The organism is Sphingomonas sp. NBWT7, from assembly GCF_014217605.1.
GTDB lineage: Bacteria > Pseudomonadota > Alphaproteobacteria > Sphingomonadales > Sphingomonadaceae > Sphingomonas.
In genome coordinates this window covers 497,400-519,216 of record NZ_CP043639.1, presented here as the reverse complement: position 1 = coordinate 519,216, position 21,817 = coordinate 497,400, and the positions used below count along the sequence as shown (strand labels likewise).

The 21,817-nt window shown below is 66.0% G+C and carries 20 protein-coding genes; 10 read left to right on the top strand and 10 right to left on the bottom strand.

What is annotated here, in order from left to right; translation table 11 throughout:
• Positions 1–5 precede the first annotated feature (5 nt).
• The 3 genes from F1C10_RS02520 to F1C10_RS02510 form a co-directional block, all read right to left on the bottom strand.
• On the bottom strand, positions 6–1,301 hold the full coding sequence (locus F1C10_RS02520) for an MFS transporter (RefSeq protein ID WP_185208521.1): 1,296 nt from the start codon (positions 1,299–1,301) through the stop codon (positions 6–8).
• A 216-nt stretch (positions 1,302–1,517) separates the two neighbouring features.
• The gene (locus tag F1C10_RS02515) at positions 1,518–1,910 is read right to left on the bottom strand and encodes a nuclear transport factor 2 family protein (RefSeq protein ID WP_219729778.1); all 393 of its coding nucleotides are present in this window, start codon (positions 1,908–1,910) and stop codon (positions 1,518–1,520) included.
• The gene (locus tag F1C10_RS02510; RefSeq protein ID WP_185208519.1) at positions 1,907–2,311 is read right to left on the bottom strand and encodes a GFA family protein; all 405 of its coding nucleotides are present in this window, start codon (positions 2,309–2,311) and stop codon (positions 1,907–1,909) included. The genes F1C10_RS02515 and F1C10_RS02510 overlap by 4 nt, the downstream gene beginning before the upstream one ends.
• 76 nt (positions 2,312–2,387) lie before the next feature.
• Between F1C10_RS02510 and F1C10_RS02505 the strand changes: the two genes are divergently transcribed.
• Positions 2,388–4,703: an ATP-dependent helicase gene (locus F1C10_RS02505; protein WP_185208517.1), complete on the top strand. Its 2,316-nt coding sequence runs from the start codon at positions 2,388–2,390 to the stop codon at positions 4,701–4,703.
• A gap of 261 nt (positions 4,704–4,964) precedes the next feature.
• On the opposite strand, the gene F1C10_RS02500 is transcribed toward F1C10_RS02505, so the two are convergent.
• Positions 4,965–5,432 carry a hypothetical protein gene (locus F1C10_RS02500; protein WP_258043028.1) on the bottom strand — a complete coding sequence of 156 codons (468 nt, stop codon included), beginning with the start codon at positions 5,430–5,432 and terminating at the stop codon, positions 4,965–4,967.
• Between the two features lie 32 nt (positions 5,433–5,464).
• Between F1C10_RS02500 and F1C10_RS02495 the strand changes: the two genes are divergently transcribed.
• Positions 5,465–6,010: a glycine zipper 2TM domain-containing protein gene (locus F1C10_RS02495; protein ID WP_185208515.1), complete on the top strand. Its 546-nt coding sequence runs from the start codon at positions 5,465–5,467 to the stop codon at positions 6,008–6,010.
• Positions 6,011–6,212: 202 nt separating this feature from the next.
• Here F1C10_RS02495 and F1C10_RS02490 read toward each other — a convergent pair whose 3' ends face one another.
• On the bottom strand, positions 6,213–6,566 hold the full coding sequence (locus tag F1C10_RS02490) for a hypothetical protein (protein WP_258043027.1): 354 nt from the start codon (positions 6,564–6,566) through the stop codon (positions 6,213–6,215).
• A gap of 105 nt (positions 6,567–6,671) precedes the next feature.
• A complete protein-coding gene (locus F1C10_RS02485) occupies positions 6,672–8,798 on the bottom strand; it encodes a prolyl oligopeptidase family protein (RefSeq protein WP_185208513.1) in 2,127 nt (708 codons plus the stop codon).
• Positions 8,799–8,895: 97 nt separating this feature from the next.
• On the opposite strand from F1C10_RS02485, the gene F1C10_RS02480 reads away from it, so the two are divergent.
• Positions 8,896–10,290, top strand: coding sequence for an MFS transporter (locus F1C10_RS02480; RefSeq protein WP_185208511.1), 1,395 nt, complete (start codon positions 8,896–8,898; stop codon positions 10,288–10,290).
• A gap of 85 nt (positions 10,291–10,375) precedes the next feature.
• Entirely contained in the window at positions 10,376–11,197 is an 822-nt protein-coding gene (locus F1C10_RS02475) for an alpha/beta fold hydrolase (protein ID WP_185208509.1), read from the top strand.
• Between the two features lie 40 nt (positions 11,198–11,237).
• Here F1C10_RS02475 and F1C10_RS02470 read toward each other — a convergent pair whose 3' ends face one another.
• Together F1C10_RS02470 and eno are read right to left on the bottom strand one after the other, a co-directional pair.
• Complete coding sequence (locus F1C10_RS02470) at positions 11,238–11,552, bottom strand: septum formation initiator family protein (RefSeq protein ID WP_258043026.1); 315 nt, start codon at positions 11,550–11,552, stop codon at positions 11,238–11,240.
• 44 nt (positions 11,553–11,596) lie between these two features.
• A complete protein-coding gene (gene eno / locus F1C10_RS02465) occupies positions 11,597–12,877 on the bottom strand; it encodes a phosphopyruvate hydratase (protein WP_185208507.1) in 1,281 nt (426 codons plus the stop codon).
• Between the two features lie 131 nt (positions 12,878–13,008).
• On the opposite strand from eno, the gene F1C10_RS02460 reads away from it, so the two are divergent.
• The 5 genes from F1C10_RS02460 to F1C10_RS02440 are packed head-to-tail and all read left to right on the top strand — an operon-like array spanning position 13,009 to position 15,004.
• Positions 13,009–13,563, top strand: a complete 555-nt coding sequence (locus F1C10_RS02460) for a hypothetical protein (protein WP_258043025.1) — start codon at positions 13,009–13,011, stop codon at positions 13,561–13,563.
• A 5-nt stretch (positions 13,564–13,568) separates the two neighbouring features.
• On the top strand, positions 13,569–13,910 hold the full coding sequence (locus F1C10_RS02455) for a phage holin family protein (RefSeq protein ID WP_258043024.1): 342 nt from the start codon (positions 13,569–13,571) through the stop codon (positions 13,908–13,910).
• The gene (locus F1C10_RS02450; protein ID WP_185208505.1) at positions 13,907–14,275 is read left to right on the top strand and encodes a DUF3618 domain-containing protein; all 369 of its coding nucleotides are present in this window, start codon (positions 13,907–13,909) and stop codon (positions 14,273–14,275) included. The genes F1C10_RS02455 and F1C10_RS02450 overlap by 4 nt, the downstream gene beginning before the upstream one ends.
• The gene (locus F1C10_RS02445; protein ID WP_185208503.1) at positions 14,272–14,730 is read left to right on the top strand and encodes a YqjD family protein; all 459 of its coding nucleotides are present in this window, start codon (positions 14,272–14,274) and stop codon (positions 14,728–14,730) included. Before F1C10_RS02450 ends, F1C10_RS02445 begins: the two co-directional genes overlap by 4 nt.
• Before the next feature lie 40 nt (positions 14,731–14,770).
• On the top strand, positions 14,771–15,004 hold the full coding sequence (locus F1C10_RS02440; protein ID WP_185208501.1) for a DUF4170 domain-containing protein: 234 nt from the start codon (positions 14,771–14,773) through the stop codon (positions 15,002–15,004).
• Positions 15,005–15,065: 61 nt separating this feature from the next.
• Here the strand turns inward: F1C10_RS02440 and greA are convergent, their stop codons facing one another.
• Positions 15,066–15,542, bottom strand: a complete 477-nt coding sequence (gene greA / locus F1C10_RS02435; RefSeq protein ID WP_185208499.1) for a transcription elongation factor GreA — start codon at positions 15,540–15,542, stop codon at positions 15,066–15,068.
• A gap of 82 nt (positions 15,543–15,624) precedes the next feature.
• The gene (carB, locus tag F1C10_RS02430; RefSeq protein WP_185208497.1) at positions 15,625–18,954 is read right to left on the bottom strand and encodes a carbamoyl-phosphate synthase large subunit; all 3,330 of its coding nucleotides are present in this window, start codon (positions 18,952–18,954) and stop codon (positions 15,625–15,627) included.
• A 335-nt stretch (positions 18,955–19,289) separates the two neighbouring features.
• Between carB and F1C10_RS16855 the strand changes: the two genes are divergently transcribed.
• The gene (locus F1C10_RS16855; protein WP_219729777.1) at positions 19,290–21,785 is read left to right on the top strand and encodes a calcium-binding protein; all 2,496 of its coding nucleotides are present in this window, start codon (positions 19,290–19,292) and stop codon (positions 21,783–21,785) included.
• Positions 21,786–21,817: the final 32 nt, after the last annotated feature.

The following is a 21,817-nucleotide window of genomic DNA, read 5'->3' as shown; positions in this document are numbered from 1 at the left end:
AGCAGCTACGGCTCGAGCACCACGGCGTGCGTATGCGGTGTCGGCCGCACCGCAATCAGCGCGATCAGGCTTAGCGCGGCGGCGGCGCTGCCGTACAGGCCGACCGCGCCGAGCCCGAAGTTGCCCGCCAGCGCCTGCGCCACCAGCGGCGTCAACCCGCCGCCGAGTACGCCGGCGAGGTTGAACGCCATCGACGCGCCCGTGTAGCGTACCCGCGGCGGGAACAGCCCCGGCAGCCACGCGCCGAGCGGACCGTAGACGAACCCCATCAGCAGCAGCGACAGCGCCAGATAGGCGAACACCAGCACGAGCGATCCCGACCCCATCATCGGCCCAAGCAGAAAACCGGCGACGATTACGCCCACGCACCCGCCCGCCAGCACCCGCCGCTCGTCGAAGCGCATGTCGGCTAGCCAGGCCGAGGCGTAGATGCCGACCGCCATAAACAGGACCGCGCCGAGCTGGACGAGCAGCATCGCCTGCATCGAATAGCCGAGCGACTTTGTCCCGTAGCCGAGCGTGAAGGCGGTCGCGATATAATAGAGCGCGAAGCACGCGATCGCCCCGATCGTTCCGGCGAGCGCCGCCGCGCCATGGTGGCGCAGCAGTTCGGCCAGCGGCACCGCGGGCGGCGGCGCCTCCGCCAGCGCGGCGGCAAATTCCGCCGTCTCGGTCAGCTTGAGCCGGATCCACAGCCCCAGCCCGACGAGCAGCGCACTGACGAGAAACGGGATGCGCCAGCCCCAGTCGCGGAACTGATCGGGCGTCAGCCACAGGCCGAGGAGGAGGAACAGGCCGTTCGCCGCGATGAACCCCGCCGGCGCGCCCATCTGCGGCGCGCAGCCGAACCGCGCGCGCCAGCCACGCGGGGCGTTCTCCACCGCCAGCAACGCCGCCCCGCCCCACTCACCGCCAAGGCCGAACCCCTGGCCGAACCGCAGCAGGCAGAGGATGAACGGCGCCCACCAGCCGGCCTGCGCATAGGTCGGCAGAAAGGCGATCAGCGTCGTCGACAGGCCCATCGTCAGCAGGCTGGCGACCAGCGTCGACTTGCGCCCGATCCGATCGCCGAAATGGCCGAAGAACGCCGCCCCCACCGGCCGCGCGAAGAAAGCGACGGCGAGCGTCGCGAAGCTCGCCATTTGCTGCATGCCCGGCGCCGCCACCGGGAAGAAAATCTGGCCGAAGACGAGGCTGGCGGCAGTCGCGTAAATGTAGAAATCATAGAATTCGACGCCGGTGCCGACGAAGCTCGCCAGCAGGACGCGGCGGTGCGAATTGGGGGACGCGGCGGTATCCATCGACGTTCCATCCAATCCCCAACCGCCGCCGTCAATGTTTCCGGCGCGCAACAACAACTCCCACGCCTGACATACTACGGCAACATCGCGCGCCTAGATCGGATGCGTCGGCGCCCCTCCCCCCCTGTGGGCGTCGGCTGTCGGGCAGGTTCCCCCCTGCCCGCACCTCCCTGAACTACGGGGCAGTACTCGGTAAGCGTGCTGCCCCGACCTTTATCAGCATGACCGCGCGAGCACGGCGCCCATCAGCGGGATAACCGCGTTCAGTGCTTTCACCGGTCGGATCATTACCTTGAAATCGACGATCAGCCCCGCGTCGTTCCAGGCAATGATATCGACCCCGTTGACGTCGATCCCGCCGTCGATCCGACAGACGAATTCGAGCACCGCCGAACGGTCGGCGCGCCATTCGCCCACGTAGCGGAAGCCGTCCTTTCCGAGCACTTCGGCTGCGGCGGTCAGATACTTGATCGTCAGCGCCCTGCCGACTTGCGGCGTATGTACGGCGGGCGAGCGGAATACGCACTCGTCAGCGATCAGCGCGTCGAGCAGGGCGGCGCGCGGCGCCGCCATATAGCCGTGCCACGCGGCGATCGGATCACGGATCATTCGCCCAAGCCGGGATAGGTGCTGAATTCCGGCAAGTTGGTCATCGTCGGGGTCCAGCTCAGCCGGTCCTTGACCATGATCTGCGCCCCCGGCGGCTCGCTCTCGGGATCGTCAAGCGTGCCCGAATGAATGTCGATCAGCCCCGGCAGGAACGCTTCGTTGCGATAGAACAAGCCCGTACCGCACGCGCCGCAGAACTCGCGCGCGCCGTGCTCCGACGATCGGTACACCGCGGGCGTGCCCGTCACCGTAACCTGATCGGCCTTGAACGCAATCCAGCCGACCATCGGTGCGCCGGACCAGCGGCGGCAATCGCTGCAGTGACACAGCGCGTGATGCTCGCATGGCCCCTCTGCCGACCAACTCACCGCCCCGCAATGGCACCTTCCGGTCGTCGCCATTCATCCTCTCCCGTTATCGTTTCGCCTTTGTTCTCATGGATTGCGTCGCCGGGCAACCCTGCCTACCTGTTCCTGGGTGACCGATACCCAGCTTGCCGATCCGCCGTATCTACGCGGCCTCAATCCGCCGCAGCGCGAAGCGGTCTTGACGACCGACGGTCCAGTGCTCGTGCTGGCCGGCGCCGGTACGGGCAAGACCGCGGCGCTGACCGCGCGCCTCGCGCATCTCCTCCATACCCGCAAGGCGTATCCTAGCGAAATCCTGTCCGTCACGTTCACCAACAAGGCGGCGCGCGAGATGCGCGAACGCGTCGGGCGGCTGGTCGGCGACGTGGTCGAGGGAATGCCGTGGCTCGGTACGTTTCACGCGATCGGCGCGAAGATGCTGCGTCGCCATGCTGAATTGGTCGGGCTGCAGAGCAACTTCACCATCCTCGATACCGACGACCAGCTACGGCTGCTCAAGCAGCTTATCGTCGCGGCGGATATCGACGAGAAGCGCTTCCCCGCGCGCAGCCTCGCCGGGCTGATCGACGAGTGGAAGAACAAGGGGCTTACCCCGCGCGAGATCGATGCCGGCGAGAGCGAGCGCTACGCCAACGGCCGCGGCGGCGAATTGTACGAACAGTATCAGCAGCGGCTGAAGGCGGTGAACGCCTGCGACTTCGGCGATCTGCTGCTGCACGTTCTGACGATCCTGAAGACCGATCGCGAAGTGTTGGCGCATTATCAGCAGCGCTTTCGCTACGTGATGGTGGACGAATATCAGGACACCAATTCGGTCCAGTATCTTTGGTTGCGGCTGATCGCGCAGGAGCGACGCAACATCTGCTGCGTCGGCGACGACGATCAATCGATCTACTCGTGGCGCGGCGCGCAGGTCGAAAATATCCTTAAGTTCGAGAAGGATTTCCCGGGCGCGAAGGTCATCCGGCTGGAGCAGAACTATCGGTCGACGCCGCATATCCTGGGCGCGGCCGGCGGGGTGATCGGCAACAACACCGGGCGGCTCGGCAAGACGCTCTGGACCGAGATCGATGTCGGAGAGAAGGTCCGCGTGATCGGTGTGTGGGACGGGCCGGAGGAGGCGCGCCGCGTCGGTGACGAGATCGAAGCGTGCCAGCGCGCCGGCAAGTCGCTCGACGAGATCGCGATCCTCGTCCGCGCGCAGCATCAGACGCGCGAGTTCGAAGACCGCTTCATCGCGATCGGTATGCCGTATCGCATCGTCGGGGGTTTTCGCTTCTACGAGCGGCAGGAGATCCGCGACGCGCTCGCCTACCTTCGCGTCGTCAACCAGCCGGCGGACGATCTCGCGTTCGAGCGCATCGTCAACACGCCCAAGCGTGGGCTCGGCGACAAGGCGGTGGCGAAGGTGCACCAGCTCGCCCGGTCGCAGCAGCTGCCGTTGACAGCGGCGGCGGCGCGTATCCTCGATACGGACGAGCTGACGCCGCAGGCGCGCCGCGCGCTCGGCAATCTCGTCGGCGACATCGCGCGCTGGCGGCAGATGGCGCGCGAGCTGCCGCACCCGGAACTCGCGCGGCAGCTGCTCGACGAGAGCGGGTATACCGCGATGTGGCAGGCCGAGAAGTCGGCGGAGGCGGCAGGCCGGCTCGAGAACCTTACCGAGCTCGTTCGCGCGATGGAGGAATACGAGAGCCTTGGCGCGTTCCTCGAGCACGTCAGCCTTGTCATGGATAACGAGGGGACGCGCGAGGATCCCAAGGTAACGATCATGACGATCCACGCCGCCAAGGGGCTCGAATACGACACCGTGTTCCTGGTCGGCTGGGAGGAAGGGCTGTTCCCTTCACAGCGCGCGCTCGACGAGGGCGGCACGCGCAGCCTGGAGGAGGAGCGCCGCCTCGCCTATGTCGCGATCACGCGCGCGCGGCGCCGCGCGGTGATCTTCCACGCCGCCAATCGCCGTATCTACGGCCAGTGGACATCGTCGATCCCGTCGCGCTTCGTCACCGAACTGCCCGCCGACCATATCGATACCGAGACGACGATGTCGGGCGGCGAGAGCCTGTGGCGTGCGAACTGGTCCGAACGCGCCGATCCCTTCGCGGATGTCGGCCGAGGTACCGGGCGCGGTCCCGGTTGGCAGCGCGCGGCGGGCACGCTCGCGCAGCCGGCGGGCGGCAAGCCCGGCGGCGAGTGGCAGACGCGCACCTTCAGCCGCGAGCCGACACGTGTCGTGGAAAGCCGCGCGCCTTCGGTCAGCCTCGGCAACAAGGGGCGCGACGATCTGTCGCTGGGGCTGCGCGTCTTCCACCAGAAATTCGGCTACGGCACGATCGCGGAGATCGAGGGCAATAAGCTCGAGATCGAGTTCGAGAAAGCGGGCCGCAAGCGCGTGATGGACAGTTTCATCTCGCTACCCTGAATCCGCACCTTCCTGACGCGTACGCGTGAGACGAAGCTGAATCCAGATTTAGCGGCGCCGTACTGACGGTGACTTGCTTTCGTGGCAAAGGCGCAACGCACCGCGGGTGGCCACCGTTGGGCTTGCACCATTCGTCGTGCCTGATTCTCGCCGATGCGCCGAGGCTGTAGTTCGTACTGACGCCGTAGCGCTGGCCTATACTTCTTCAAATTGATGCGGTCCGTTCGAGGTAAAGGATTCCCCCAGGCCGCCGATGCTCGATCAATGCCGAGCGCCGCGGCGGCGCAGCGGCCACGCGCCGCTCGCCCACAACGCCCACCAGATGATCAGCGGCTGCAGCATGAGGCGCGGCGCGTGATAGGCGATCGGCAGGCCGCGTCCGCTGCCCAGATCGATGATCGCGTGCTGCACGTTCGCCGGCCATACGCACAGCGCGTAGGCCGCGAGCGCCCACCCCGCCGCCCGGCGCGTATGAACGCTGAGAAGCCCCGCCGCACCGGCAAGCTCCGCGACGCCGGTCGCCAGCACGAAGAGGCGCGGCTGCGGTACCCACCCGGGCACGATCCGAACCATCGCATCGGTGAAGACGAGATGCCCGACCCCGGCGACGGCGTAGAACAGGATAAGGCCAAGCCGGGCAATGTGCCGCCCGCGTCCTTCCGGCCTAGCGGTGATATCGCGCGGTGTCATCGGGCTGGAACGATACGACAGCGTAACCGTATCCAGCATTGCCCGCTTAAGGGCAGTGAGAGGATAGTGACATGCTTACCCGTCGCATCGGTATCGCCCTGGCCACGATCAGCGTCGCCGTCGGAACCCCTGCCTTCGCCCAGTCGAGCGTCGACGACGCGCGCTTCCGCGCGGCGCAGGATCGCTTCGAGCGCGAGATGCAGATCTTCCGCAGCGAATATGATCGCTACCAGTCGGTACGGCGCGTCCCCGGCGGCGGCTATCGCGATCCGCGCTGGGATGATGGGCGTACCGCGCCCGGGCCGGTGACACGCTACGACGATGATCAGTGGCGCGACGAGGGCGATTATGATCCCTCGCGTTACTATCGGCAGGGCAATTATCAGGAGCGCGTGCTCTCGCCGAACGATCGCGTCTATTCGGGATCGGACGGCCGTTACTATTGCCGCCGCTCCGATGGAACGACGGGGCTGATCGTCGGCGGTGCGCTCGGCGGCGTGCTCGGCAACGTCATCGACGGCGGCCGCAGCCGAATCGTCGGCACGCTGCTCGGCGGAGCCGCCGGCGCACTCGCGGGGCGCTCGGTCGATCAGAACAGCCAAGTTCGCTGCCGGTAAGGCGCAGACCGCATGCCTCGGAAGCGCGTCCGCAAGGAGGGGGCGCCTTTCCGAGGCGTGCACCGGATCTCGCGGCGGGCGTTCGCAGTGACGAAAATGATGCGACAGCGAGCGGCATGGAAGCGCTCAGCATCGCGCCGAGAACACGTCACGCAATCTGACGGGACGTTTCAATCCTAACCCTGCGTAGTTTCGTGAAACGTCACCGGTCGATCGCTAGCAGCGTGACGCCCTCGTATCGCGCCTCCATCGGATCGAATAGCTCGCTCGGCGTGAAACGGCGCGGCGTCATGCGGATCCCGCCGAGACCGGCGATCTTGAACGCGCCGAGCTTCGGCTCCTTAGGAGGCTTGCCATCGCGCTCGAGCGTCACGGCATCGACGTAGAACTCGCCGTGCTTGGTATACACGACGTGTGGCGCAAGCGTTACCGCGCCGAGATTATAGGTCGCGGCCAGCGCCTGCTGCTTGACGATGGCCTCGAATACGACCGGCATCGAAGCCGGCGGCGGCGATGGCGGCGCGTGCACCCGATCCTCGTCAATAGTCAGTTCCATGTTCAGCCAACTAACGTATTTCGCTGCACCGCAGCAAGAAGCCTTTGCGCAACCCAGCGTTCGCCATTTGCACGCCGATCGATAGCGATCGCGTCCCCCAGCGCCTTAACGCGGTTCGCCGGCTGGCATCAGTTTCTGCGCGAAATAGACTGTCTGCAAGGCCTGCAATCGCGCTGCTTGCGCGATATCGGCGTCGCCCGAATGTCCGCCCGCGGTATCCTCGTAGAACAAATACGGCAGCCCGAACTCCTTCATCCGCGCCGCAAACTTGCGCGCGTGCTGCGGGCCGACCCGGTCGTCCTTAGTCGTGGTCCAAATATAGGGTTCGGGATAACGCTCGCCACGCCGCAGCGCGTGATAGGGCGAGATCCGTGCGAGGAACGCGCGCTCGTCCGGATTGGCGACCGAGCCATATTCATCGACCCACGACGCGCCTGCGGCGATACCCTCGTAACGGAGCATGTCGAGCAGCGGGACCTGGATCGTTACCGCGCCCCACAATTCGGGATGCTGCGTCAGTTCGACGCCCATCAGCAGTCCGCCGTTCGAGCCGCCGAAGATGCCCAGCCGGTCCGCACGCGTGATGCCGCGCCGCGACAGGTCACGCGCCACCGCCGCGAAATCATCGAAGATCAACTGCCGCTTTGTCTTGCGCCCGGCCTCGTGCCAGGCCGGGCCGAACTCGCCGCCGCCGCGGATATTTGCGAGAACAAAGGCGCCGCCACGCTCGAGCCAGAGCTTGCCCGTAACGCCGGAATAATAGGGCGTCATGGAGACTTCGAACCCGCCGTACGCCGTCATCAGCGTCGGCGTGGCGCCGTCGGCCGAAGCGCCGGCACGGTGTACGACGAAATAAGGTATCTTCGTACCGTCGGATGAGACAGCCTCGAACTGATCGACCGTCAGTTCCGTCGCGTCGAAGCGTGCCGGCAAGGCCTTGACCGCGCGCGGTGCCGTGCCGTTCGCCAGATCGAACGCCATCAGCCGCGTCGGCGTGGTGAACCCCGATACGGTCAGGAAGCCGCGATCGTGCCGCAGATCGGTCGCGACGAGATCGACCGAGAGATTGTCGGGCAGCACCAGCGTGGTCGCGCGCCATGCGCCCGTTTCGCGGCGGAACGCCATCGCGCGCCCGCGGACGTTGTCGTAGATCGCGGCGATCACTGCATTGCCGGTGACGCGGATATTGTCACGCTCGACCGACTGCCGCGGCCCGGGCGCGAAGATCAGCGTCGGCGTTCCCTCGCCGCGACGCGCGGCGTCGAGCGCCAAGGACGCCAGCGCGCCTTCCGGGATCGCGCCCCATGGCTCGCTGACGCGGACGATCAGCTGGCCTTCGACCAGCCCCTTGATGTCCGCCTTGTCGGGGATACCGATCCGCCGCGTTGCCGTGCCGTCCCACAACAGGTTCTCGGACGTGAAGAACGTTTTGGCACGGGTGACGATGACGGCGCGGTTTCCCTTTCCGTCGACCGCCACGAACGGCCAGACACCGATATCGTCGACGGTCCCGCGATATATCTCCCGCGCGGCCGACAGCGGCTCGCCCCGCTTCACGATCTTGGCGACGAAGGGGTAGCCCGACTTCGTCAGCGTCCCTTCGCCCCAGTCGCGCGAGACGATCAGCGTATCGGCATCGATCCAGTCGGCGTTCTGCTTCGACGCCGGCAGGACGAAACCGCCGTCGACGAACTTGCCGGTTGCTAGATCGAATTCGCGCAACTCGGTCGCGTCCTCCCCGCCCTCGCTCAGCGCGACGAGACATCTTTTCTCATCCGGCTGGCGGCAGGTGACGCCCTTCCAGACCCACTTCTTGCCCTCAGCGCGCGACAGCGCATCAAGATCGATCAGCGTAGTCCAATGCGGGGCGGGACCGGCATAATCTGCCTCGCTGGTCCACCGCCAGATGCCCTGGGGATGTGCCTTGTCGCGCCACAGGTTCATAATCCGACCGTCGATCATCGCGGGCATCGGGATACGATCGTCGGCCGCGGCGATCGCCAGCGCCTCGTCGTTGAAGGTCGTGAAGCGTGGATCCGCCTCAAGCCGCGCGAGCGTGCGTTTGTTCTCCGCCTCGACCCAGGCGAGCGCCGCCGCGCCGTCCTTGTCCTCCAGCCAGATGTGCGGATCGGCGGCGGCGAGCGGGTCGGCATCGGTCATCACAGCCGTCTGCGCGATGCCGCCACTTGCCGCAAGCATCGCCCACGCCGCCCCGATCGCCAACCGCCTCATCCGCTCTGCTCCGTTCGAAGGTCGCGCCGCCTGTGCCGCGCACGCCGGGTATCGGCAATACTTGCCGCACGCGTCGTGAGGCGTATGGCGGACCGCAATGTCGGACGGCCTTCCCCTACCCCGCCGCTACGGCGCGATCGCGGCGCTGGGGTGCGGATCGGCGCTGGTGATCATCGACGGCGGCGTCGCCAACGTCGCATTGCCGACGATCGCGCGCGACCTGGGCGTCGCGCCGAGTTCGGTGGTATCGATCGTCACCGTCTACCAAGTCATGCTGGTGATGCTGCTGCTGCCCTTCGCGGGGCTGGGCGAGCGGATCGGATTGAAACGCACCTACCAGGCCGGCCAGATGGTTTTCGCCGCAGCGACGCTGCTGTGCTTCTTCGCCAAGAGCCTGCCGTTCCTGCTGATCGTCCGAGCGGTACAGGCCATCGGTGCGGCGGGCGTGCTCAGCGTCTCCTCCGCGCTGATCCGCCAGACCTATCCCGCGCGGCAGCTCGGGCGCGGGCTCGGCATCAATTCGGTGATCGTTACCAGCTCGGCCGCGGCGGCGCCGACGATCGGCGGTCTCGTGCTCGCCGTCGCGCCCTGGCCGTGGGTATTCGCCAGCGCCATTCCCTTCGCGGTCGTCAGCATCGCGCTGGGGCGCGCGCTGCCCGATCCGGCGCCGCGGCTCGCGCAGCTCGACCTCGTCGGCGCGATCATGTGCGCGGCGATGTTCGGGCTGATCATCGGCGGCGCCGAGAGCCTCGTCCACGGCGACAGCCCCGTCGTCAGCGCTGCTATCATCTTCGCCGGCGCCGCGCTGGGCTGGGTCTTCGTCCGGCGCGAGATCGGTGCACCCGCCCCGATCCTGCCGGTCGACCTGCTCGCCCGGCCGATCATTGCGCTGTCGGCGTTCGGCAGCCTCACCGCCTTCACTGCTTCGATGACGCTGCTCGTCTCCACGCCGTTCCGCCTGTCGGCGCTCGGCTTCAGCGCGACGCAGATCGGCGCCTGCATCGCCCCGTGGCCGCTGACCAACATGATCGTCGCCCCGTTATCGGGCTTCCTGTCCGATCGCGTGCCCGCCGGCATTCTCGGCGGGCTGGGCATGGCCGTCACCCTGGTGGCGCTCGCGCTACTCGCGACGATGCCGGCCGACCCAAGCTATGTCGACGTCGCGTGGCGGATGGCGCTGTGTGGGTCCGGCTTCGGCCTCTACCTCCCGCCCAACGCACGGTTGATCGTCGGATCGGCGCCGAAGGCGCGCGCGGCGGCGGCCGGCGGTCTTGTCTCTACGGTGCGGTTGACCGGGCAGACGATCGGCGCGACGCTCGCCGCCGCGCTGCTTGCCGCGGGGATCGGTGCGGGCGCAGTTCCCCCACTCGTCGCCGCCGGCCTGGCGCTGCTCGCCGGGCTATGCAGCATCGCGCGGCTGCGCCCGTCTATCCGCAATCCCAGCACCGAAGAGGTGCGCGACGAAGTGTTGACCCTGCGCCAACCACGCTGACCGTACGCTTCCGGGTGGTGTTGTCGACAGCCGGAACGCCGCCGAACGAGCATCGTTACCGCATCGTCGAAGATCGGAGATGATGATGCCCTATGTGAAGACGCGCGACGGCGCCGACCTGTTCGTCAAGGATTGGGGCAGCGGGCGGCCGGTCGTTCTGGTTCACGGCTGGCCCCTGTCCGCTGACAGCTGGGACCCGCAGGCCGTCGCGCTGGCGGAGGCGGGCTACCGCGTCATCGCCTACGATCGTCGCGGCTTCGGCCGATCGAGCCAGACGTGGGACGGCTACGACTATGATTCACTCACCGATGATCTCGCCGACGTGATGAAGGCGGCGGAGATCGGCGGCGACGCAACGCTCGTCGGCTTCTCGATGGGTGGCGGCGAGGTGGCGCGCTACATGAGCCGCCATGAGGGCCGCGGCGTCGCCTCCGCCGTACTGGTCGGGTCGGTCGTGCCGTACATGCTCCAGACCGACGACAATCCTAACGGCGTGCCGGAGGATCAGCTTCAGCAGATCGCCGCCGGTATCAAGAAGGATCGGCCGGACTTCTTCCGCACGTTCTTCAAAGACTTCTTCGGCGTCGGCTACGTCACCAGTCCGGTCAGCGAAGCGACGCTCGACTGGGCGTGGCGCCTCGCGATGCAGGCATCGCTGCGCGCGACGCTGCAATGCGCCGACAGCTTCGGGCATACCGATTTCCGCCCCGATCTGCCGGCATTCCGCGTGCCGACGCTGGTCATTCATGGCACCGGCGACAAGACCGTCCCGATTGACGCGACGGGCCGCGCCGCGGCGGCCGGGATCAGCGCGAGCCAGCTAGTTGAGTACGACAGCGCGCCGCATGGCCTGTTCGCGACCGAGAGCGATCGGCTGACGCAGGATCTGCTGACGTTCCTCCGCTGACGCAGCGCGGGCCGGCGATGCCGGCCCGCCTAGCGACCGATCAGCGCAGCGGGACGATCACCTCGTCGGGATGCGCGACGTTGAGCTCGCGGCGCACCAACTCGTCGACCATGTCCGGATTGGCGTGGCGCGGGTCGAGCAGCGCCACACGATTGCGGAGCATCTCTCGCCGCTGGTCGAGCGCGGCGTAATAATGCTCGCGCTTCACCAGTTGGCGCTTGTAGTCGCCGAACGCGAGCAGTCCGTTGGCGCCGAGCACGGCATAGCCACCGAAGAACGCCATCACGACCAGCGCGACCGCCGGCCAGGCAGCGCGCTTCAGAACGGAGCGAAAGTTGGAGGGCTTGCGACGCATCGTGCCGCGATTCTCGCCCAAGCCCCCGTTGGTTACAAGCGGTTTCAGCGTGTCCGCAGCACGTCACGGCCCGCATACATCGCGATCGAGCCGAGCTCCTCCTCGATCCGGATCAGCTGGTTGTACTTGGCGAGCCGGTCGGACCGCGCGAGGCTACCCGTCTTGATCTGCCCGCAGTTGGTGGCGACGGCGAGATCGGCGATCGTCGAGTCCTCGGTTTCGCCCGAACGGTGGCTCATCACCGCCGTGTAGCCCGCGCGCTCGGCGATGCGGATCGCCTCGAGCGTCTCAGACAGCGTGCCGATCTGGTTGACCTTGACGAGCAGCGAATTCGCAAGCCCCTGCGCGATGCCATCGCGCAGCCGTGCCGGGTTGGTCACGAACAGATCGTCGCCGACAAGCTGCACCTTGTTGCCGATCCGATCGGTCAGCGCCTTCCAGCCCTCGAAATCATCCTCGGCCATGCCGTCCTCGATCGACAGGATCGGGTAGCGCGCGACGAGATCGGCCAGGTAATCCGCCATCGCGCCGGGCTCCAGCGTCAGGTTCTCCCCGGAAATCACATATTTGCCGTCCTTGAAGAACTCGGTCGCGGCGCAATCGAGAGCGAGCATCACGTCGTCGCCCGGCGTGTAGCCCGCCTTCTCGATCGAGCTCATGATGAAGTCGAGCGCGTCGGTGGTGCTCGCGAGGTTCGGGGCGAAGCCGCCCTCGTCGCCGACCGACGTCGCCAGCCCCTTGTCGTGCAGCCCCTTCTTGAGCGTATGGAAAATCTCCGATCCGCAGCGCACCGCGTCCATGATGTTGTCCGCGCCGACGGGCATGATCATGAATTCCTGGAAGTCGATCGGGTTGTCGGCATGTTCGCCGCCGTTGATGATGTTCATCATCGGCACCGGCAGGACATGCGCGTTGACCCCGCCGACGTAGCGGTAGAGCGGCAGGCCGCGCGCATCGGCCGCAGCCTTTGCCACAGCGAGGCTGACGCCCAGGATCGCGTTGGCGCCCAGCCGCCCCTTGTTGTCGGTGCCGTCGAGGTCGATCAGCGCCGCATCAATCTCGATCTGGTCCTCTGCTTCAAGACCGCGGATCGCGTCGGCAATCTCGCCGTTCACCGCGTCGACCGCCTGCTCGACGCCCTTGCCGAGCCACCGTGCCTTGTCGCCGTCGCGCTTCTCAACGGCCTCATGCGCGCCGGTCGATGCGCCCGATGGCACCGCCGCACGCCCAAAGCTGCCATCTTCCAGGATCACGTCGACCTCCACCGTCGGGTTGCCCCGGCTGTCGATGATCTGGCGGCCCTGCAGGTCGATAATTGCGGTCACGTAACGATCCTTCTACGATGGCGGGTGACGAGTTCGACGCGTGCGATAACGACGCAATGCCCCAGCGGCAAATGACGATGGAACCGGGGCGAGCGCCGCGGGGTTTCTGGGTTCGACCAAGGAGATACGTGATGGCCGACGAAACGCCCAAACCAATGACCGATCAGGACATCTCGCCTGCTGCTGCCGACGCATTCGCGCCGGCTGATCCGCTGAAGAGTGCCGGAGACGATTTCGCGTCGCCGTCGAGCGGTTCTGACACGAACGCGAGCGGCGCAGATACGGCGACGAGCGGTGATGAAGGGTCGCCCGGCGCGCGTCAGACGATCAGCGAGAATGTAACGAAACTGAAGGGTGAGGCCGCCGACCGCGTGCTCGGCCTCGCCGATCAGGGCAAGGCCCGCGCTAGCGGCGCGCTCGATCAGCTGTCGCAGATGCTCAACGATGCGGCGGCGCAGGTCGACGACAAGCTCGGCGCGCAATACGGCCAATATGCGCGCAACGCTGCCGAGAGCGTGCAGGGTTTCTCCTCCTCGCTGAACGATCGATCGGTCGACGATCTGCTCGACGACGCACGCGCCCTGGTTCGCAAGAGCCCCGCCGTCGCGATCGGTGCCGCGGCCGCCGCTGGTTTCGTCGTCGCGCGCCTGCTCTCTGCCGGTCTCGATCAGCGCGATAAAGGCTGATCGCGGTGACGGGCACTCCCGTGCGCCATAGCGACGCGGGCGTCGGGCAGCTGGTATCGCAGCTGGTCGTCGACGCGCGAGAAATGGCGCAGGCCGAGATAGGTCTGGTAAAGGCGCGCGCGACGGCGTCAGTTACACGGTATCGGTCGGCCGCGACGTTCTTCGGAATCGCAGCGGTCCTCGGTCTCGCAGGTCTGATCGCGTTGCTTGTCGGCCTGATCCTCAGCCTCGCGACGCTGATCGGGCCCGGGCTCGCCACGCTCGCCGTAGTTGGTGCCGTATTCCTCGTAGCGGGAATCTTGGCGCTGATCGGCAAGTCGCGGCTGGCGCAAGGAACCGCGGCATGAGCGATCCGACCGGCATACATACTGCCGAAGCACGTGTCGCAGAGGCGCGCAGGCGCTTTGGCGACACGGTCGGGGCGCTGCAAGCAAAGCTCGACCCGCGTGTCGTGGCGCGTGACGCGATGGACGGCCTGACAGAAGGCGGCGAGAAGGCGTTGCGTAGTGGTGTAGAAACCGCGCGCCAGCATCCCGACGCGGTCGTCTGGTCGGTAACCCTCGCCGCCGCTTTACTTGCCCGCCGCCGCATCGCCGCGCTGTTCAAACGGCGCGGGCGCGGCGCAGCGCAACGGAACAGCGAAACCGCGCCTTCGCTAGCGCGTTCGATCCCTGGTGACTGGCCGGAATTGGCCGAGAGGAACGACATATGACCGACAATCACACTTCGACCGATCACGAAACGCTGCGCGATCGCGCGACCAACGCCTACGACAGTGCGCTCGCGCGTGCCGAAGACGCAGCCTCATCGACCAAGGAGCATCTGCGCGAGGCGGCGCATCAGACCGGCGATGTCGTCCAGGACAACCCGCTGGGCGTCCTGGTCGGTGGGCTTGCGGTCGGCGCGCTGGTCGGCGCGCTCGTTCCGCGCAGCGCACGTGAGAAGGAATTGCTCGCCCCGGTCGGCAAGCGCGTCGGTGCCGCGGCGCTCGCGGCGTTTGCGGCAGCGAAGGATGTCGGCCGGAGCGAGCTCGACGAGCTTGGTCTGACGAAGGACGCCGCGCGTAATCAGGCGAAGTCGCTGTTCCAGGGCGTCGCCAAAGCGGCGTCGCATGCCGGAACCGCCGCCGCGCAGGCCGGTCGCGAGCAGATCAAGGTGCCGCAGTAAGTCGCTTCAAACCCGCCCGCCGACACGGTAAGGAGCCGGCATGAGCAAGCTCCATCTCGTATTTGGCGGGCGGGTTTCCGACCCGCGAACCCTTGATTTCGCAGACTTGAAGTCGATCGACATCGTCGGCGTATTTCCGGACTATGCCTCCGCCGAAAAGGCGTGGCGCGGTGCGGCGCAGCGCACCGTCGACGATGCGGAAATGAAATATGTGGTGGTACATCTGCACCGTCTGCTCGAGCCTGACCTGCTTAAGGCCGCGTCGTCCGAGTAAGCTAATCTGGTGACCTGCCGCCGCGATTTGCAGCGCCAGGTCACGTAACGCGTCGATTCTCTCAAATAAATTCGATCTTTGAGACGACGTAATATCGCTCGCCCGCCGGCACCGACACCTCGACCTCGTCGTCGACACTACGCCCGATCAGCGCCCGCCCCATCGGCGAATTGTAGCTGATGCGCCCCGACTTCGCATCGGCCTCGGTCTGCCCGACGATCTGGTAGCGGACTAGCTTGTCGTCCTCGTCGAGCAGCGTCACCGTCGCGCCGAACACGATCTTGTCGCCTGACAGATCGCGCGGATCGATGATCTGCGCACGGCTTAGCTTGTCCTCGATGTCCGCGATCGACGCCTCGATCTGGCCCTGCCGCTCCTTCGCGGCATGGTATTCGGCGTTCTCCGAAAGATCACCGTGCGCGCGCGCCTCCTCGATCGCATCGACGATCGTCGGCCGTTCGATCTTGAGCCGCTTCAGATCAGCCGTCAGCCGATCATAGCCTTCCTGCAACATCGGCATCTTGTCGACCGTCGCCATCGCGCCTTTTCCTTCCCGAAACCCCTTCCTCCGGCGACCCGCCTCTTCGGATCGCCGCACATCTCAACAATGATGCCGGGGATTAATTGTGCAGCCGCGAATAATAAGATTGGAGCGGCCGCACTTCAAGGTTGCGCGTTGCGGCCGTAACCGCCTTCGCGGCCTGAATGCTCGCCTGCGCCGTCGTAAAATACGGAATGCGCTGATTGACCGCCGATGCGCGGATCGGCTGCGAATCCTTCAGACTCTGCCACCCTTCGGTCGTGTTGAAGATCAGCGCGATCCCGCCGTCCTTGATCCGATCGACAATGTGCGGCCGCCCCTGCGCTACCTTGTTGACTAGCTCGACGTCGATGCCGGCGCGCTGCAGGTGATCGGCGGTTCCGGCAGTTGCGACGATGGTGAAGCCTGCATTCGCGAGATCGCGGATCGCCGGGACGATCGCCGCCTTGTCCCCATCCTTGACGCTGACGAACACCGCGCCTGCATCAGGCAGCATCGTCCCCGCCCCCAATTGCGACTTGGCGAAGGCGGTCGTGAAATCGCGGTCGATCCCCATCACTTCGCCGGTCGATTTCATTTCAGGCGACAGGACGGGATCGATGCCGGGGAAGCGGTTGAACGGAAACACCGCTTCCTTGACCGCGAAATAGCCGATCCGTCGATCGATCATGGGCAGATCGCGCAGCTTCTCGCCCGCCATCACGCGCGCGGCGATCTTGGCGATCGGCGCGCCGATCGCCTTGGCAACGAACGGTACCGTGCGGCTCGCGCGCGGGTTTACTTCGATGAGGTAGACCGCGCCGTCCTTCACGGCGAACTGAATGTTCATCAGGCCGCGGACTTCGAGCCCGCGCGCGAGCAGCTCGGTCTGGCGCTCGATCTCGGCGACGATCTCGTCCGGCAGCGAATAGGGCGGGATCGAGCAGGCGCTGTCGCCCGAGTGAACGCCCGCCTCCTCGATATGCTGGAGCACGCCGGCGACTACAACGTCCTCGCCGTCGCAAATCGCGTCGACGTCGACCTCGATCGCGTCGCGCAGATACTGATCGATCAGCACCGGCGCGTCGCCCGACACCTGCACCGCAGTCTGGATATAGTTGTCGAGCTGAGCCGGGCCGTCGACGATCTCCATCGCGCGCCCGCCAAGAACGAAGCTCGGCCGCATCAGGACGGGGTAGCCGACGCGCTCGGCGACGTTGAGCGCCTCGTCCCGGCTGCGCGCAATGCCGTTGTTGGGCTGCAACAGGCGCAGCCGGTTGACGAGCGCAGCGAACTGCTCGCGATCCTCCGCGAGATCGATCGCAGCGGGCGACGTTCCCAGGATTGGAATGCCCGCCGCTTCCAGGGCGCGCGCTAGGTTGAGCGGCGTCTGCCCGCCGAACTGAACGATGACGCCGACCAGCTCGCCGCGGCTTGCCTCGACATGCAGGATCTCGAGCACGTCCTCAGCGGTCAGCGGCTCGAAGTACAACCGGTCCGACGTGTCGTAGTCGGTGCTCACCGTCTCCGGATTGCAGTTGACCATGATCGTCTCGAAGCCGGCGTCCGCCAGCGCGAAACAGGCGTGGCAGCAGCAGTAATCGAATTCGATCCCCTGCCCGATCCGGTTCGGTCCGCCACCGAGGATCGCGATCTTACGCCGCTCGCTCGGCTGCGATTCGCATTCCGGTTCACCGAAGCTCGGCCCCTCGTAGGTCGAGTACATGTACGGCGTCCTGGCGTCGAACTCGGCCGCGCAGGTATCGATGCGCTTGTACACCGGGCGTACGCCCAGCTTGATCCGGTGCGCCCGTACCTCCTCCTCGGTTACCCCGCCGGTCATCGCCTTGACCGCTTCGTGGATCAGCCCGCTGCCCTGCGCGATGCCGCGCTGCATGCCGCGCAGATTGGCCGATTGCAGCGCGAGCCAGGCGAGTCGCTTGTCGGAAAAACCCAGCGCCTTGAGACGCCGCATCCCCGCCGCGTCGATCGGCAGGCCGTTGCGGCACACATCCTCCTCCGCCGCGACGATCTCGGCGATCCGTTCGAGAAACCACGGATCGTATTTGGCGATCGCATGGACCTCGGCGACGGTGAACCCCTCGCGCAGCGCCTGCGCCGCGACGAGCAACCGGTCAGGGCTCGCCACGGCAAGCGCCGCCTCGATCTCCGCCCGCGGCGCCCCCATCAGCCGCTCGACGCGGTTGAAGCCGCTGAGCCCGGTCTCGAGCCCGCGCAGCGCCTTCTGCATCGATTCCTGGATGTTGCGGCCGATCGCCATCACCTCGCCGACGCTTTTCATCGCGGTGGACAAGACGGCTTCGGCGCCCTTGAACTTCTCGAACGCGAAGCGCGGGATCTTGGTGACGACATAGTCGATCGTCGGCTCGAACGACGCCGGCGTCGCGCCGGTGATGTCATTGGTGATCTCGTCGAGCGTGTAGCCGACCGCGAGTTTCGCCGCGACCTTGGCGATCGGAAAACCGGTCGCTTTCGAGGCGAGCGCTGACGAGCGCGACACGCGCGGATTCATCTCGATCACGATCAGGCGGCCGTCCTTCGGATTGACCGCGAACTGGACGTTCGAGCCGCCCGTCTCGACACCGATCTCGCGCAGCACCGCAATGCTGGCGTTGCGCATGATCTGATATTCCTTGTCGGTCAGCGTCAGCGCCGGCGCAACGGTGATCGAATCCCCCGTATGGACGCCCATCGGATCGACATTCTCGATCGAGCAAATGATGATGCAATTGTCCGCGCGATCGCGGACCACCTCCATCTCATATTCCTTCCAGCCGAGCAGCGACTCCTCGATCAGCACCTCAGTGGTCGGCGAGGCATCGAGGCCCTTGCGGACGATCTCGATGAACTCCTCGCGGTTGTACGCGACACCGCCGCCAGTGCCGCCGAGCGTGAAGCTCGGGCGGATGATCGCGGGGAGCCCGACCTTCTCCAGTCCGTCCAGCGCCTCCGCCTCGGTATGCGCGACGGCCGAGCGGGCGCTTTCGAGGCCGATCTTGTCCATCGCATTGCGGAACTTCAGCCGGTCCTCGGCCTTGTCGATCGCCTCGGCATCGGCGCCGATCATGGCGACGCCATACTTCTCCAGCGTGCCGTCGCGGAACAACGCGAGCGCGGTGTTGAGCGCGGTCTGCCCGCCCATCGTCGGGAGGACCGCGTCGGGCCGCTCCTTCTCGATGATCTTGGCGACGATCTCGGGCGTGATCGGCTCGACATAGGTGGCGTCGGCGAGCTCGGGATCGGTCATGATTGTCGCCGGGTTCGAATTGACCAGGACGATGCGATAGCCCTCTTCCTTGAGCGCCTTGATCGCCTGCGTGCCCGAATAATCGAACTCGCACGCCTGACCGATCACGATCGGGCCGGCGCCGATGACGAGGATGGAGGAGATGTCGGTGCGTTTGGGCATCTAGGTCTTCTCGCTGGACGAGCGAAGACGCCGCGCGACGATCGATGCGATCGCCCGGCAACGCTCGCGCATTGGATAGGAGGTGCACGATGGAACACGCGCGCCGCACGCTTCATCAGCACAATTCATCATTGCCAGCACCCGCGCGCGAACGAGCGCGACGGCGCCGCGCCGGGGGTGTGTTGCTGATGCATCGAAGCCGCGCCCTATGACACGTCGGCCCGCCAATGCAACTGCGCGCAGGCAAGGTTAACGGCATATTAATTCTTTTTGTTGCCGCGCATCCTCTCGCACACCTGTTCGTAGCTGCTCACAATAACCAAGGGAGAAGATGGATGGCGACGGTAAACGGCAGCAGAGTACGTGATGATCAGGCCGGGTATAGCCTGGCGTTTCTTGCAGGCGTCTCACGCGACTTCGGCGCCGGATACGACGTCGTCTTTCTTGGTAATCGTGAGCAACTTTATACGCAGGTCCGGCTGACCTTCACCAGTGCGGAAGTGGGCAACGATTCCGCGACAGATAACGGCACGCTCGCCAACCAAGACGGTGATCTCGCCGTTCGCGTGCAGGGCGAGGACGCGTCCGGCGCGCTGACCGGGCCAATCGGGCGCTTCGACGACGAGGGGATCAGCTTCGTTTCTGACGGCAGCTACACCTTCGATGTACGCGACCTCGTCAGCGGCGTTGAACGGGGCACGCAGTTCGGCATCGTCCGGCTCGGCACGTCGAGCGACGATTATTATGCCGAAGGCGGATCGACGATCGCCGCCTATATCAACGGCGGTCGTGGCAACGACGATATCAATGGCGGTCTCGGCGACGACGTCCTCGTCGGTGGCGCCGGCAATGACACACTGTTCGGCGGGCGTGACGGCAACGACAGCTTCATTGGCGGCGCAGGCGACGACACGATCACCGGCGGCCAGGGCGATGACCAGGCGGTCTTCAACATTTCCACCGACGGCGCGGACCGCGTCGATTTGGGTGTCGGAAGCGATCGCGTCAACGTCGCCGCCGCTGTCGGCACGTCGCAGATCCGCCTGACGTTCACCAGCGCCGAGGTCGGCAATCTCGCTGCCAACGATTCGGGTACGCTCGCTAATCAGGACGGCGATCTAGCCGTCCGGATGCAGGCGGAAGACGCTTCAGGCGCGCTGACGGGGGCGATCAGCCGCTATGACGACGAGGGCATCACGTTCGTGTCGACGACCGCCGGGCTGACGTTCGACGTCCGCGATCTGGTGAGCGGCACGGCACGCGGTGACCAGTTCGCGGCAGTGCAGCTTGGCTCGCGCGCCGGTGAAACGCTGGACAATAGCGCCGCTACGGCCAGCTATTATGTGAACGGCGGACACGGCAACGATGTCATCTTCGGCGGCAGCGCCAATGACTTTCTGGTCGGCGGTGCAGGGGCGGATCGCCTCGTCGGCGGCGCGGGTGACGACAGCTTCATCGGCGGTGCGCTCAACGACACGATCAGCGGCGGCCAAGGAAGCGATACCGCGATCTTCAACATATCGACCGACGGCGTCGATACCGTCGATCTCGGCGTGGGCGCCGATCGCGTCAACGTGTCCGCCGCAGCGGGAACCACGCAGGTCCGCCTGACCTTCACCAGCGCCGAGGTCGGCAACGGAAACGCCAGCGATAGCGGCACGCTCGCCAATCAGGACGGCAATCTAGCCGTTCGGATGCAGGCGGAAGACGCGGCCGGCGCGCTTACCGGTATCGCCAGCCGATACGACGACGAAGGCATCACCTTCTTCGCTTCCAGTGCCGGGCTTACCTTCGACGTCCGCGATCTCGTCAGCGGTGCCGCGCGCGGCGATCAGTTTGCGGCGGTGCAACTGGGAACGTCCATCGGCGAGGTTATCGACAACAGCGCGACGACCATCAGTTACTATATCAACGGTGGCGCCGGTAACGACGTCATCACCGGCGGCAGCGCGAACGACTTCCTTGTCGGCGGCGCCGGCAACGATCGGCTGATCGGCTCTGCCGGCGATGACAGCTTCATCGGTGGCGGCGGTGCTGACACGGTGTTCGGCGGGATTGGCAATGACACCGCGATCTTCAACGTATCAACTGATGGCGCGGATGCGGTCAATCTCGGTGTGGGCGATGATCGTGTCAACGTGTCGGCCGCGACCGGCACGACTCAGGTGCGGCTGACGTTCACCAGTGCAGAGGTGGGTAACGGCAATGCGGCGGATGCCGGTACGGCTGCCAATCAGGATGGTGGCCTCGCCGTTCGGTTGCAGGCCGAGGATGCGACCGGCGCCCTTACCGGCGCAGTAAGTCGGTTCGACGATGAAGGGATCACCTTCTTCTCCTCGGCCGGCGTCACGTTCGACGTGCGCGATCTCGTCAGCGGCACGGCACGTGGCGATCAGTTCGCCGCGGTACAGCTTGGCACGCAAGCCGACGACGTGCTTGATAACAGCGCGTCGACGATCAGCTACTATATCAACGGTGGCACGGGGAACGACACGATCACCGGCGGCGGCGCGAGCGACTTCCTGGTCGGCGGTGCCGGCAGCGACACGCTGAACGGCGGCGCGAACAACGACCAGCACATTGGCGGCGCCGGCGCGGACACCTTCGTCTTCACCAGCGGGCCGGGGAACGATACGATCCTCGACTTCGTATCCGGCACCGACAAGGTCGATCTCAGCGCCTTCGGTATTACTGCCGCCGACGTGAGCTTCTCGTCGGTCGGCGGTGTAACCTTCGCCGGCGTCGATACCAATGCCGATGACCTCGCCGATTTCACCGTTCAGTTCGCTGGCACCAGTACGGCGCCGGTCGAGGCGGATTTCATCTTCTGATGACCGCACGTGCCTTGCCGGGAGCTAGTTCC